Origin of the sequence: Streptomyces sp. NRRL B-1347 (assembly GCF_000720325.1) — a bacterium.
Classification (GTDB): Bacteria; Actinomycetota; Actinomycetes; order Streptomycetales; family Streptomycetaceae; genus Streptomyces.
In genome coordinates, this window is record NZ_JOJM01000010.1 from 17,548 (window position 1) to 30,140 (window position 12,593).

The 12,593-nt window shown below is 71.4% G+C and carries 12 protein-coding genes; 8 read left to right on the top strand and 4 right to left on the bottom strand.

Annotated elements, in window-relative coordinates; genetic code table 11:
• The first annotated feature begins 61 nt into the window (after positions 1-61).
• From IG74_RS0112080 to asnB, 6 genes are all read left to right on the top strand, one after another.
• The gene (locus tag IG74_RS0112080) at positions 62-946 is read left to right on the top strand and encodes a thioesterase family protein (protein WP_063761241.1); all 885 of its coding nucleotides are present in this window, start codon (positions 62-64) and stop codon (positions 944-946) included.
• Positions 947-1,029: 83 nt separating this feature from the next.
• A complete protein-coding gene (gene panD, locus IG74_RS0112085; protein ID WP_030674240.1) occupies positions 1,030-1,446 on the top strand; it encodes an aspartate 1-decarboxylase in 417 nt (138 codons plus the stop codon).
• Positions 1,447-1,499: 53 nt separating this feature from the next.
• Complete coding sequence (locus IG74_RS52045; RefSeq protein WP_030674243.1) at positions 1,500-2,870, top strand: DUF6002 family protein; 1,371 nt, start codon at positions 1,500-1,502, stop codon at positions 2,868-2,870.
• Positions 2,867-4,165 carry an MFS transporter gene (locus tag IG74_RS52050; protein ID WP_158857581.1) on the top strand — a complete coding sequence of 433 codons (1,299 nt, stop codon included), beginning with the start codon at positions 2,867-2,869 and terminating at the stop codon, positions 4,163-4,165. The genes IG74_RS52045 and IG74_RS52050 overlap by 4 nt, the downstream gene beginning before the upstream one ends.
• Positions 4,162-5,343 carry a GNAT family N-acetyltransferase gene (locus IG74_RS47885; protein WP_051854811.1) on the top strand — a complete coding sequence of 394 codons (1,182 nt, stop codon included), beginning with the start codon at positions 4,162-4,164 and terminating at the stop codon, positions 5,341-5,343. The genes IG74_RS52050 and IG74_RS47885 overlap by 4 nt, the downstream gene beginning before the upstream one ends.
• Positions 5,344-7,203, top strand: coding sequence for an asparagine synthase (glutamine-hydrolyzing) (asnB, locus tag IG74_RS0112105; RefSeq protein WP_030674251.1), 1,860 nt, complete (start codon positions 5,344-5,346; stop codon positions 7,201-7,203). It abuts the gene before it with no gap.
• A gap of 58 nt (positions 7,204-7,261) precedes the next feature.
• Here the strand turns inward: asnB and IG74_RS0112110 are convergent, their stop codons facing one another.
• The 3 genes from IG74_RS0112110 to IG74_RS0112120 all read right to left on the bottom strand — a co-directional run bounded on the left by IG74_RS0112110 (position 7,262) and on the right by IG74_RS0112120 (position 10,122).
• Positions 7,262-8,428, bottom strand: coding sequence for an acyl-CoA dehydrogenase family protein (locus IG74_RS0112110; RefSeq protein WP_234334318.1), 1,167 nt, complete (start codon positions 8,426-8,428; stop codon positions 7,262-7,264).
• Entirely contained in the window at positions 8,425-9,309 is an 885-nt protein-coding gene (locus tag IG74_RS0112115; RefSeq protein ID WP_030674256.1) for an LLM class flavin-dependent oxidoreductase, read from the bottom strand. Before IG74_RS0112115 ends, IG74_RS0112110 begins: the two co-directional genes overlap by 4 nt.
• 168 nt (positions 9,310-9,477) lie before the next feature.
• Entirely contained in the window at positions 9,478-10,122 is a 645-nt protein-coding gene (locus tag IG74_RS0112120) for a LysE family translocator (RefSeq protein ID WP_063761237.1), read from the bottom strand.
• 112 nt (positions 10,123-10,234) lie between these two features.
• Here IG74_RS0112120 and IG74_RS0112125 point away from each other — a divergent pair, with 112 nt between their 5' ends.
• On the top strand, positions 10,235-10,693 hold the full coding sequence (locus IG74_RS0112125; protein WP_030674261.1) for an Lrp/AsnC family transcriptional regulator: 459 nt from the start codon (positions 10,235-10,237) through the stop codon (positions 10,691-10,693).
• A 494-nt stretch (positions 10,694-11,187) separates the two neighbouring features.
• Here IG74_RS0112125 and IG74_RS0112130 read toward each other — a convergent pair whose 3' ends face one another.
• On the bottom strand, positions 11,188-11,388 hold the full coding sequence (locus IG74_RS0112130; RefSeq protein WP_158857583.1) for a hypothetical protein: 201 nt from the start codon (positions 11,386-11,388) through the stop codon (positions 11,188-11,190).
• A gap of 597 nt (positions 11,389-11,985) precedes the next feature.
• Here IG74_RS0112130 and IG74_RS0112135 point away from each other — a divergent pair.
• The gene (locus IG74_RS0112135; protein ID WP_030674264.1) at positions 11,986-12,546 is read left to right on the top strand and encodes a GNAT family N-acetyltransferase; all 561 of its coding nucleotides are present in this window, start codon (positions 11,986-11,988) and stop codon (positions 12,544-12,546) included.
• Positions 12,547-12,593: the final 47 nt, after the last annotated feature.

The following is a 12,593-nucleotide window of genomic DNA, read 5'->3' on the forward strand; positions in this document are numbered from 1 at the left end:
CGGGCTGGCTGCCGGGGGACGGCGAGTCGATCCGACGGCGACGGGGGGGTGACGGGTGCACGTGGAGAGCGACGCGAACGGCCACGCGACCACGCGCAACGGCGACCGGCCCACGTACTTCGTGCCGGACGGGCCCCGCCGTTTCCGCCCCACCGGCCACACCCAAGGACCGTGGAACCCGCACCATCAACACGCGGGCCCCGCCCTCGCGTTACTCGTGCGCGCGGTGGAGCGGTGCCTGGTCGACACCGGCCACGACGTCCTGCCCCTGGGGCGCCTGACCTGCGAAATCCTCAGCCCGCTGCGGATCGAACCGCTGGAGGCGCACGCCTGGGTCGAGCGGCCGGGGCGCCGCGTCCGCCTGGTCCGTGCGGAGCTGCGCCAGCGGGGCGCGCCGCTGGTGACCGCCGCGGCCTGGGCCGTGCGGCCCGCCCCGGCGGAGCTACCGGACCACCGACCCACCCCGTCCTCCGGTGCCGCGCCCCACGGCCCGCCCGCCGTGCTCCCGGTCACCGATCCCGCCCAATTCCCCGAGTGGGACTGCGGTTTCATGGCTTCGGTCGAGTGGCGTTTCGCCCAAGGCTGCTTCTCCCGGCCGGGGCCGGCCGCCGTATGGGCGCGGCCGAGGCTTGACCTGGTGCCCGGGGAATGCCTTTCCCCGACGCAGCGGCTCGTCCTCACGGCGGATTCCGCGAACGGCGTGAGCGCCGAACTGCCCATCGACTCCTGGCTGTCGATCTCGCCGGAACTGACCCTCCATGTCACGCGGCCGCCCCGGAGTGCCTGGCTGTGCCTGAGCGCGGCCTCGCACATCAGGCCCGGAGAAGCGGGACTTGCCACTGCCGAGCTGTGGGACCTCGGCGGTTTGGTGGGCCGCTCCCATCAATCGCTCTTGGTGCTGGAAAGAGAAACGGAAGCAGTGGCTCGATCGTCTCATTCAATTTAGCTATTGGACGGCTGAAGGGCCCGGCAGGACAATACTGGTGACGGAAAAGGCAGTTGCTCCATGCCGTGCCGAGGGGGGGCGAATTGTTTCGCAGCATGCTGAAGTCGAAGATACACCGGGCCACGGTGACCCACGCGAATCTGCATTACGTCGGTTCGCTCACGGTGAGCGAAGACCTCCTGGAGGCCGCCGACCTGCTTCCGGGGGAACAGGTCCAGGTGGTCGACATCGACAACGGAGCGCGCCTGACCACGTACGCCATCGCGGGCCCCCGGGGCGAGGGGATCATCGGTGTCAACGGCGCGGCCGCGCGGCTCATCAGCCCCGGCGACCTGGTCATCGTCATCGCCTACGCCACCGTCTCCGACTCCGAGGCGAAGGGCCTCGTCCCGCGGATCGTCTTCGTCGACACGGACAACCGCATCGTCGAGCAGGGCGCGGACCCGGCGGCGGCGCTGCCCGGGACCGCACGCGGCGACACCGGCGAGTTCAGGCACTGAGCAATCGCACCGCCGTCGGGCCGGACCAGTCGAGAGAGGCGGCTCCACCCGTGATGCCCACGCAGACCCATGGCGATGTTCGCGTCGACAACGTCCTGCACCGCTATCGCGAAGAGATAGCCGACGTGCTGGCCGAATGCGGCCAGACAGCGAAGAACGGCGCGGAATTCAACCCCGGAGTGGACCTCCCGCCCGTCAGCGAAGAGCTGACCGCCTATTTTGCCGCGTCGTCGCTCTCGTTCCGCCCGCTGGGGGAGTACCGCGGGAAGGAATTGCGGCTGCTCGACCTGATGGGCAACCCGCGGACGCGCACCACCAAGACCTTCGCGTCCCTGCTCATCGTCGCCCGGGCGGTGGAGTACATCCGGCGCACACACGAGCGCGTCATGATCGTGTCGCCGTCGTCGGGCAACAAGGCCACCGCGCTGCGCGACGCCGTGCTGCGCGCCCACGAACACGGACTCGCAAGCCCGGAGCAGCTCAACATCCTCACCGTGGTACCGACCGCCGCCGCCGGGAAACTCTGGGCATCAGCGCTGTCCGAGAACGAGTGGCTGCGACTGCGCAACCCCATGGTCGTCATGGACGCGGCAGACCGCTCGGCCGTGAAGCCGCTCGCCCGCGCTCTCGTGGACCAGTACGGCGCCTCCTTACGGGAGCGCTACGGAGTCAACCTTTGGTTCACCCTCGACATCGACAACTACAAAGCCGCCGACATTGTGCGCGCCTGCGCGGAGTACGAGTTCCTGCCGCCCACCCGCAGTCGGCTCCACGTCCACGCCGTGTCCAGCGCCTTCGGACTGCTCGGACACCACCTGGGCACCCAGCGGATCGCCGCCGCGGCGGCGAGCCCGCCGCACTACTTCCTCGTCCAGCACCTCGACACCCCGGACATGGTGCTCAGCCTGCACTTCGGCTCCCCCTCCCGGGACAACCTCCCGCGCTACCGGTACGACGCGGCATCGGGCCTCTACCACCAGGAGTCCGACCCCCGCTTCCCCGCACGCGCCTACCATCCCGAAGAGAACCTCGACCCGACGTTCTACACGCGGCGCCCGACGACCTCACCGGCCATGGACGCGCTCATCCGCACGCAGGGCGGCGGCGGAATCGTCGTATCCCTGCCGGAGTGCTTCGAGCGCTACCCGCTCCTGCGGGCGCTGCTGGCCGACGCGGGGATCACCCTGCCGCACGACCCGCGCGCGCTGCGGGAGTGGTCCCTGGTGATGGCGCTCACCGGCATCCTCAACGCCGTCGACCGCGGACTCGTCCCCGAGGACGACATCCTGGTGCACGGTTCGGGCAGCTACACCGAAGCCGACTTCAGCCCCATTCCGGCACCGCACCTCGCACCGGTCGGCGACCTCGGAGCCCTCGCCGAACTGGCCGGCCGCGCCGCCCTCGGCAAAGACGGCTGGCCTTGAGGACGTACCCGCCGCAGTGGCCCGTGCCGCTGCGCCGCGGCAAGCCCCTCCTGCCCGAAGGCCCGCTCGGCCGGCTCTGCGCGGCCACGCTGCTGGCCTACGTCGGCGCCGGGGCCTGGTACGTCTGCTGGGCCATCTACGCGACCCGGTCGCTCGGGCTGACACCGACGGGGTTCGGGCTCGGCCTGACCGTCGCAGGCGTGCTCGGCATGCTCCTGGGCGGACCGATCGGCTACGCCGCCGACCGGATCGGCGTCCGGGAAACACTTGTCGGCCTGACCGTGGTGCAGGGCACCGCCGCGCTCTGCTACCTGTTCGTGACCGGCTTCACCGGGTTCCTGCTCGTCACCTGCGTGGCTGTCGCGGCCGAACGCGCGGTCCCCGGAGTACGTGCCGCGCTCGTCGCGGCGCTGCAGCCCAGCGACGAACGGCTGCGCGGGATCTCCGCCACCGTCGTGGCGGGCCACGTCGGCGCGGCCGCCGGAGCCGCGGCGGGCGCCCTCGTCCTCTACCTGGACAGCCGCACGGCCTACGCGGCGCTCATCCTGCTGTACGGATCGACGCTGCTCGGCTTCGCGCTGATCGTCAGCCGCGTGCCACGTGCCGCGCCGCCCGGCGAACGGCGCTCCCGCCGAGAGCCCCTCGTCCTGCGCGACCGGACCTTTCTCGCGCTCACCGCGCTCAGCGGGATCCTGGCCCTGAACTGGGGCATGGTCGGCAGCGGCCTTCCGCTGTGGCTCACCGAACACACCTCGGCACCCGCCTGGATCATGGGCGTCCTCATCGTGCTCAACGCGGTCACCATCGCGCTCTTCCAGAACCGCGTCAGCCGCCGGGGAGGCGACGCCCGGGGAGCCGCCCGGCTGTCCGTGTGGTGCGCCGTCGCGCTGACCGCCTCCTGTCTGCTCTTCGCCGCCACCTACCACGGCAGCGGCCCCTGGGTCGTCGCCCTGCTCCTGGCGGCCGCGGCCGCACACGTCCTGGGCGAGATGCTCTTCGTCGCCGGCACCTGGGGCCTGTCCGTGGCCCTCGCACCCGACGACGCCCAAGGGGAGTACCAGGGAACCTTCGGCGCCGGGCTCGCCACGGCCCAGATGGCCGCGCCCGCCCTGATGGCCGTCCTCGTCGTCGAGTGGGGCGTCGGCGGATGGTTCGTCCTGTGCGCGCTCTTCCTCGGCGGCGGCCTGCCCATGACGGTCATCGGGCGACGGGCCGGGCACCGCCGACCCACCGCGCGGACCGCACCGCGGCCGCACCCGACCGACTCGACGCGCCAAGGAGGGGACCTCGATTGAACACCCTGCACAGGCTGCGCCTGCGCGCCGGCTTCGCGTGGGACTACTCACCGCTGCCCGCGGTCAGGGCCGCCCACGCCGCCGTGGAGACCCGGGTACGGCCCTTCCACGGCGTGCGGTCCACGGCCGGACCCAAGGCACCCAGCCTCGCCTACGCCGGGCTGCGCCGCGGCACCGTGCTCATCCAGCAGCAGCTGGAACACCAGCGCGAGGAGCTGTTCCCCGCCCCGGAGCCGCTGCGGGAGCACCACCGCGTCCCGCGAACGCGACTCCTGAACGGCCGTTGGACCCCGCCGGGCGATCTCGTCGCCGTCGTCTGCTCCCGCGCGCAGGCCGCACGCCTGCCGCGCCGGGCCGCGCTCGTGCTCCCCTACCGGCTGCACCTGGTGGTGGACGTCGGGGAAGGCGACGGCAGCTGGCGCTACCGCACGGCGAAGAAGGAGCGCCAGTGGTTCTCCGCGCGGCGGCGCACCCACGCCTGGCGCATCGACATCGCCACCGACGACGCGTCCTTCCACGACTTCTACGACCACATGCACCAGCCCACCCTGCGGGCCCGGCACCGCGAACGCGCCCGGACCGAACCACGCGACCGGGCCTACGAATGCCTCTTCCGCGACGGGCTGCTCGCCTTCCTGACCGACGCGCACGGCGAACGCCTCGCCGGACTCCTGTGCCACCGCGACGAACGCCGCGCCACCCTCACCATGCGCCTCATCGGGGTCCGCGACGGCGCGCCCCGACTGCACGCACTGGGCGCCCAGCGCGCCTGCGTCCACCTGCTGCTGGAATGGGCCGACACGCACGGCGTACGGCACGTGGACTTCGCCGGGACCGAAGCGTGGATCAGCAAGGGCAGCTTCCAGTGGAAACGGAAGTTCCGGCCGCGGGTCACCCTGCCGCCCAACTACAGCTCGGAGATGAGGCTGTGGTGGCACGCCCGGCGGGACACGCCCGCGGTGCGCGACTTCCTGACCGGCCACCCCCTGCTCGAATTCGACCCGGACGAACCAGGAGCGCTCCGGGCGGTCTACTTCCACGACGAGGCGCGCCCGCCACTGACCGGCCTGCCCTACCGGTGCGCCAACGTCTCACGCTCGCGCACCGTGCACCTCGACGGCTTTCTGCAGGGCACACCACAGGGCGGCACGCCCGAGGACACCGCTGGGGGGATCTGAATGTGCGGCATCGTGGGCAAGGTGGACTTCGCCAGGGACCTGCGGGACGACCACGCCGTCATCCGCGCCATGACGGAGACCATGCGCGACCGCGGCCCCGACGACGCCGGCACCTGGAGCGCGGCGCACGTCCAGCTCGGACACCGGCGCCTGGCGGTGATCGACCTGGCGGGCGGCCGGCAGCCCATGGTCGCGACGCGCGGCAGGACACGGGACCCGGCTGCGCACCGGCAGCGGCACGGCGTCGTACTCGTCTACAGCGGTGAGGTCTACAACTACAGCGCCCTGCGCGGGCAATTGGCGCAGCGCGGCCACGAGTTCACCACCCGCTCCGACACCGAGGTCGTCCTGCGCAGCTACCTGGAGTGGGGGCCCGGCTGCGCTGAACACCTCAACGGAATGTTCGCCTTCGCCGTCTGGGACGCCGGTGCCGAGCAGCTCACTCTGGTCCGCGACCGCCTCGGCGTCAAACCGCTCTACTACGCCCCGCGTCCCCACGGCGTCCTGTTCGCCTCCGAACCGAAGGGCATCCTCGCCGACCCCGGCTTCTCCACCTCCGTCCCCGTCGAGGCGCTGCCGCTGCTGTTCTCGCCGCGGATGGCCCTGCCGGGGGAGACGCCGCTGCGCGGACTCCGGGAGGTGAAGCCGGGGCACGTCCTGCGGGTGGACCGGCGCGGCTGCCACGAGTACCCGTACTGGCGCCTGGTCAGCCACGAGCACGACGACGACGAACGCACCACCGTCGACACCGTCCGCGCCCGGCTCACCGGGATCGTCGAACGGCAGCTGGTCGCGGACGTGCCGCGCTCCGTCCTGCTCTCCGGCGGACTCGACTCGGGCGTCGTCGCCGCTCTCGCGCACCGCACCGCACAACGCCGGGGCGACGGGCCGCTGCGCAGTTTCACCGTGGAGTTCGAGCGGGACGACGAGGACTTCCGCGCCACGCCCCTGCGCCCGGAGCGCGACGCCCCCTACGCGCTGCTCACCGCCAAGCACCTCGGCACCCACCACACCTCGGTGGTGCTCGACCCGCTCCGGCTCGAGGAGGCCTCCCCGGCCGCGCTGCACGCCCGCGACCTGCCCTCCTTCGGCCAGTTCGACGAGTCGATGTACCAGCTGTTCCGCCGCATGCGCGAGGAGTGCACGGTCGCGCTGTCCGGGGAGGCGGCGGACGAGGTGTTCGGCGGGTACCCCTGGTTCCACGACCCGGCGACCATATGGGCGGACACCTTCCCCTGGCTGGGCAACGCCCCGCGGCTGACCGACTGCCTCGCCCCCGATCTGCGCGAGAGGCTGCGCCCCGACGACGAGGAGCACGACCGGTACGCGACCCTGCGCGCCCAGGTGCCCCGGCTCAGCGGGGAGAGGGGACTGCGAGCCCGCATGCGGGAGGTCCTCTTCTTCAGCCTGCAGGGCCCGCTCAGCGTGATCCTGGACCGCAAGGACCGTATGAGCATGGCCCTCGGCCTGGAGGTACGCGTCCCCTACTGCGACCACGAACTGCTCCAGTACGTGTGGAACGTGCCGTGGGAGTGGAAGGCCGCCGACGGCAGGGAGAAGAGCCTGCTGCGGGCCGCGGCCGCGGACCTCCTGCCGCCCCAGGTGCTCCACCGTGCCAAGAGCGCCTACCCGGCCACGCACGACCCCGACCGCGAGGCGAGCACGCTGCGCCGGGTCACCGCCCTGCCCGAGGACCCGGCATCCCCGTTGTACGGCCTGCTCGACGCCCGGCGCGTCCGCGAGATCGCGTACGGAGCGGAGGGCGCCACGACGATGACGTACGCGAGCAGGGCCCATCTGCTGTCGCCCTTGGCCGAGACCGACCGCTGGATGCGCGCGTACGGCCTGACGGTCGGCTGAACCGACCGCCCGTCCGGCGGCGGCCCGGCGGTGTACCGGCCGGGCCCCGCCGCCCTGCTCAGTGCTCAAGCCGGGCGGCCAACAAGTCGACGCACAGGTGGTTGGGCGGCCCCATGTGCGCGACGGCCTCGGCGTCCAGCGAGATCCTGTGGATGTCGTGCCCGCGCATGTAGCCGCTGCTGCCGAGCAGCCCGCGCACCTGCCGGCACACGCGCTGGCTCGCCCGGGAGGCGAACACCTTCGCGGCGTAGGCGAGGTGCGCGGTCTCCTGCGGACCGTACGTCGGCAGCACGGTGACCATGGACCGTGCGGCCTCCACCGTGACGGACATCTCCGCCAACCGGCGGCGGGTGTCCGCGGCGGCGAGCAGGCCGCGGTGCTCCGCGGCGGCGACGGCCAGTTCGTACGCCGACCGGGCCGCCCCGACGCTCACCGCGGCGAGTGTGAGTCCCAGGCGGTGTGGCAGCCCGATCGCACGTGGGGTGTGCTCACCCGCGCACAGCACCGCGTCCTGGCCGACCACGACGTCGTCCAGACGCAGCGTGCCGGTGCCCGAGCCGCGCATGCCCGCCAAGTCGTGTGCCTCGGGCGCCACGTCCACTCCGGGCGTACCCGCGGGGACCAGGACGAGGGCCTGGTCCTTGCCGCCGTACCCCGACTCCCCGACCCCGGCGTCACTGGGCGGCAACTGGACCAGGACGAGCAGGAAGTCGGCGACCGTGACGCTGGTGGCGAAGGACTTTCCGCCGTTGATCCGCCAGGAGGCGTCTCCGCGCGGCTCCGCTGTCGTCGCCAGCTTCTTCTTGTCGGCGGTGCTTCCCGGCTCGCTCCATGCGGATGCCGCCAGCCACCTGTGGTCCACCACGCGGGGCAGCCAGTGCGCGCGCTGAGCGGCGGAACCGTACTCCTTGATCCTCTCCACGACGCAGCAGTGCAGATACAGCATGATCGCCACTGAGGGGTCGGCCGCCGCGACCTCCTCCACGACGGAGTTGGCCTGCCCCGCGTCGGCCCCCGTGCCGCCGAACTCCTGCGGCACGACCAGTCCCAGCAGACCGGACTCGCGCAGGGCGCGGACGTTGTCCGGGCTCGGGATCCCCGGCAGGAAGGCCTCGCGTGCCCCGTCCCGGAACGTGACGAGGGTGTCGGAGTCGAGGAGCTTCGCCACGGCGGAGTCCATGGCACGTCCTTTCCCGAGGGCGGTGGCGGGCTGCTGCTGCGTCATCTCGTCCACGCGGTGACAGCCTTCTTGAAGACCGCCATGTCCTGGGCGAAGACGCCACGTGGGCGCGGATGGGCCAGGACGACGTCGGTGAAGCCCAGTTCCGCGCACCGCGACACGAGGTCGCACAGGCGCTGCGGCGAGGCGCAGGCATCGGGTATCGCCCGGCTCACGTACAGCAGCTTGCGCAGCGAACCCGGCGCTCGGCCCTCGGCCGCGCACACCTCATCGACCTGCTCGGCCTGGCGGCCCGCCCACCGCAGCACGGCGTGCTCCTCAAGTGGTCCGACGTCCGGAGGCGGGCCGTTGCTGACCCAGATGTCGGCGTGGCGCGCCACGGTGCGCATCCCTCGCGGGCCGGAGGCGGCGAGGGCGAGCGGCGGCCTCGGGTGGCGCAGGCAGCCGGGCCTCATGGGGATGTCGACGGCGTCGAAGTACGTGCCCCGGAAAGTGGTGGCGGGCTGCCGCAACAGCCGGTCGACCAGGTCGACGAACTCCTCGAAGCGCTCCATGCGCCGGGCGGTTGGCAGTTCGCCGCCGCCCAGCGCCGCGGTGTCCGGGCCCGGCACGCCGGCGCCCACGCCCAGGACGAAGCGGCCTCCGCTGACGTGGTCGAGGGACATGGCCTGTTTCGCTGTCAGTACCGGGTGACGGAAGTTCGGCGTGGTGACGAGGGTGCCGAGTTCGACGCGCTCGGTGACGCAGGCGGCGGCGGTCAGGGTGACGAAGGCGTCGAACCACGGTTCCGTCCGCAGCAGGCGCCACGACAGATGGTCGAAGGTCCAGGCGTGGGCGACCCCCAACTCCTCCACGCCGCGCCACACATCGGCCCCCCGCGGCCCCTGGTGCTCGGGCAGCACGAGAACACCAAGATCCACGGTCATGGAGCGGCTCCTCCTCGTCGTCCTCCCACCGGACGGCACCCAACTCCTCACTTCCCTTCTACAGCAGCGTGTCGTGCACAGCACAGGCGTACGCGGAACTTACTGATAGGGAAAGCCAATGGACGCGGCGGAGGAGCCGTCGGCCCGCCCCGGGCGTGCCCGGGCGGCTCACCCCATGCTGAGCGCTCCGGAGAGCCCCGTGAGGCAGGCGACCCCCAGCAGCAGGACGCCCGCGACACTGTTCAGGCGCCCCGCCACGCGCGGCTTTGCGGCGAGCCGCGATCCCGCGCTGCTCGCGGTGACGCCCACCACGCCGTACACCACCGCACAGAGCACTATGTGCGTGATGCCCATGACGGCCATCTGCGCGCTCTCCGGAAGGGCCTGGTCCGACCGGATGAACTGCGGCAGCAGCGACAGATACACCAGCAGGCCCTTGGGGTTGAGGATGCTGGTGATGGCGCTCTGCCGGAGGGTGACGGCGGCCGACGGTGCCTGCGTGGGGTCCGGCGCCCCCTCGGTGCCCGACGGCCGGGCCAGCAGGAGCCGGGCTCCCAGGTAGACGAGGTAGGCGGCACCGCAGTAACGCAGCACCTCCAGGGTCGCGGGGTTCGCCGCCAGCACCGCGGCGAGCCCTAGCACCGCGAGGACCGTGTGCGCCAGATACCCCAGGCAGAGGCCCGCCACGGCCGTCAGCGCCATGGCGCGGCCCTGCCCGAGCCCGCGGGCGATCACGTACAGCCAGTCCGGTCCGGGTACGAAGACGAGCGCCAAGTCGATGGCGACGAACGACAGGAAAGCTTCAATTGGCATGGTGCATCCCCCGTGTTGGTGCCGATTGCCTCCCTCAACATAGATGCCGACGCGGCGCAGCCGATTGCGAATTCCGATCACTGAACCGTGGCCGCCGCCATAGAATCGACGAGTGGACCGAATCGACCGCATGATATTGCGCGTGCTTCAGCAAGAAGGACGACTGCCCAACTCGGAGCTGGCTGAGCGAGTGGGGCTCACTCCGTCTCCCTGTCTGCGCCGGGTCCGGCGTCTTGAGGCCGACGGAGTGATCACGCACTACGCCGCCTGTCTGGACTCGGTGAAGATCGGCCGCGGATTCGAGGTGTTCGTCTCCGTGGCGCTGTCGGTGCGGGACAGGGCGACCATCACATCCTTCGAGGAAGCGGTATGTGACCTGCCGGAAGTCGTCGAAGCACACCGCCTGTTCGGCGAGGTGGACTACCGCCTCAGGGTCGCGGTCGCCGATGCGGAGGCGTACGAGCGCTGTTACACGAATAAGCTGGCGATGCTTCCCGGAGTCGCCCAGTTGGTCTCGCATCCGCTGATGAAGGTCGTCGTTCCCCGACGTGCCGGCCTCAATAGCGCCTGACTTCTTGAGGGGGGCTTGAGGGGGGTGGACGGCCGGTCTGACCGGACGTGTGAGTTCCATGTTCGAATAACCGGAACGGCGGCGGAGTTTCCGGCCTCCTGGCGCACGCGATGTCCGCTGATTGAGATTCTTCCAGTGGGTCACGCGCTGTCCGAATTCCAGTCCTCCGGCTTACTCGCCCCTGGCCGTACGGGCCTTGAGTGCGGTACACATCGGTTCGGGGCCGGAATTCGTTCGCACCGGGTTCGGTGCGGACCGGTGCTGTGCTCCGGCGCGGACCCGTGCCCACGCGGCCCGGCGTCGCGCCGCGGCCAGTGCCCCCTCGGACTTCGTGACCGGTCATCGGCACGAGCGCACCTCAGGTCCTGGGTCGCTCCGTGCTCGCGCGGCTGACTACCGCCGGTCACGAATGACCCTGTCCGGCGCACGCGGAAGGAGGTGCCCGTCGGCCGCCGTGGCGGGGGAGCCGTGCTCCGCCGCCACGGCCCGGAGTCCTATCGCGCCGCCGAGGGGATCAGGAAGAGGTGGATCGACTGGTCCTTCGCGCGGTACGGGGCGCTCGCCGCGCCCTTCTTCGCCCGGTCCGAGACCACCACCAAGTGGTCGGACGAGACCCAGGAGACGCCTTCGGGGGTGCCGTAGACGGTGCGCCCGTCGGCGTCCGTGGGGAGGCGGTAGACCGTGCCCTCGTCCACCACCACTTCTTCGTGGCGAGGCGGCCCACCCAGAGGGCGGACGACGCCCGAAACAAAACAACAATCCGGCCGTCGCGCACGGACAGGCTGCTGTAGTCCTCGAAGGGCAGGGACGCGGGCAGCCGTATCGTGTCGGTGTGGTCCCACTGGTCGGCGCCGCGGCGGAAGACCTGGACGCGGCCGTCGCCGGGCCGCCGGCCCTCCTTGCCGCCCGTGCAGCGGTTGCCCTCGCACAGGCCGAGCAGGTGCCCGACGCCGTTCCGCTCCACCCACTCCAGGCCTTCCATGCCCTTGTTGGCGTCCGTCAGCGGGAAGTCAAGCCACGCCGAGTCCCGGGGCCGCAGTCGGCTGTCGTACTCGCTCTTCGCACTCTCCGCCCCCTTGCGCCCGTTGGTCACTCGCAGGACGCCGTTCTCCGGGGTGCCAGAAGGTGAGCCTCCTTCTCTACGCCCGGCGCCACATGACCGCCAGCGGCAGAACCGGCCTTACTGACCTGGCACGCGCCGCTGTGGGCGGACGGTGACTGCCCCGTTGAGCGTTCGCGCCCACGACCGGTGCTGTGTGGACCCCGCGCGATGCCGCGTGATCGAATACGGGATGACGACATCGTTCTGGACCGGCGCACGGGTACGTCTGCGCGGTATCGAGCCCGAGGACTGGGCGGCGTTCATGCGATTCGCCGTGGACGAGGAGCGGCTGGGCGACGTGCTGCAACCGCCGCGCTCCGCCGAGGCCTTCCGCGCCTGGACGAAGGAGCAGGCCGCCGCCAAGCCCGACGGCGACTGCTTCGGCCTTGCGATCGAAGCAGTCGAGACGGGGGAGACGGTCGGTGCCATCGGCTCGCACAGCGCTGATCCCTGTGCGGGCTGGTTCGAGTACGGCATCACGATGGGCGCCGGTCACCGCCGCAAGGGGTACGCGGCAGAAGCGGTGGTCATGCTGCTGCGCTTCATGTTCGCCGAGCGGCGCTACCACAAATGCCAGGCGCAGATATTCGCGCACAACGAGGCGTCGCTGGTGCTTCACCGCCGGCTCGGCTTCGTGGAGGAGGGCCGCCTGCGCGAGCACGTGTTCTTCGCCGGGCAGCACCACGACGTGGTCATGATGGGCATGCTCGCCGACGAGTTCGCCCGACTGCACTCGACGAGCGAACGGTGATGGCGCGCGAGACGCTGGTGCACGGTCTCCGGGCTGCGCCCCAGCTG

What these genes read in the sequence shown, in the direction of transcription:
- IG74_RS0112110 (WP_234334318.1), bottom strand. Translation starts at nt 8,428, where the DNA reads ATGACGCAGCAGCAGCCCGCCACCGCCCTCGGGAAAGGACGTGCCATG.
- IG74_RS0112115 (WP_030674256.1), bottom strand. Translation starts at nt 9,309, where the DNA reads ATGACCGTGGATCTTGGTGTTCTCGTGCTGCCCGAGCACCAGGGGCCG.
- IG74_RS0112120 (WP_063761237.1), bottom strand. Translation starts at nt 10,122, where the DNA reads ATGCCAATTGAAGCTTTCCTGTCGTTCGTCGCCATCGACTTGGCGCTC.
- IG74_RS52045 (WP_030674243.1), top strand. Translation starts at nt 1,500, where the DNA reads ATGCCCACGCAGACCCATGGCGATGTTCGCGTCGACAACGTCCTGCAC.
- asnB (WP_030674251.1), top strand. Translation starts at nt 5,344, where the DNA reads ATGTGCGGCATCGTGGGCAAGGTGGACTTCGCCAGGGACCTGCGGGAC.
- IG74_RS0112135 (WP_030674264.1), top strand. Translation starts at nt 11,986, where the DNA reads ATGACGACATCGTTCTGGACCGGCGCACGGGTACGTCTGCGCGGTATC.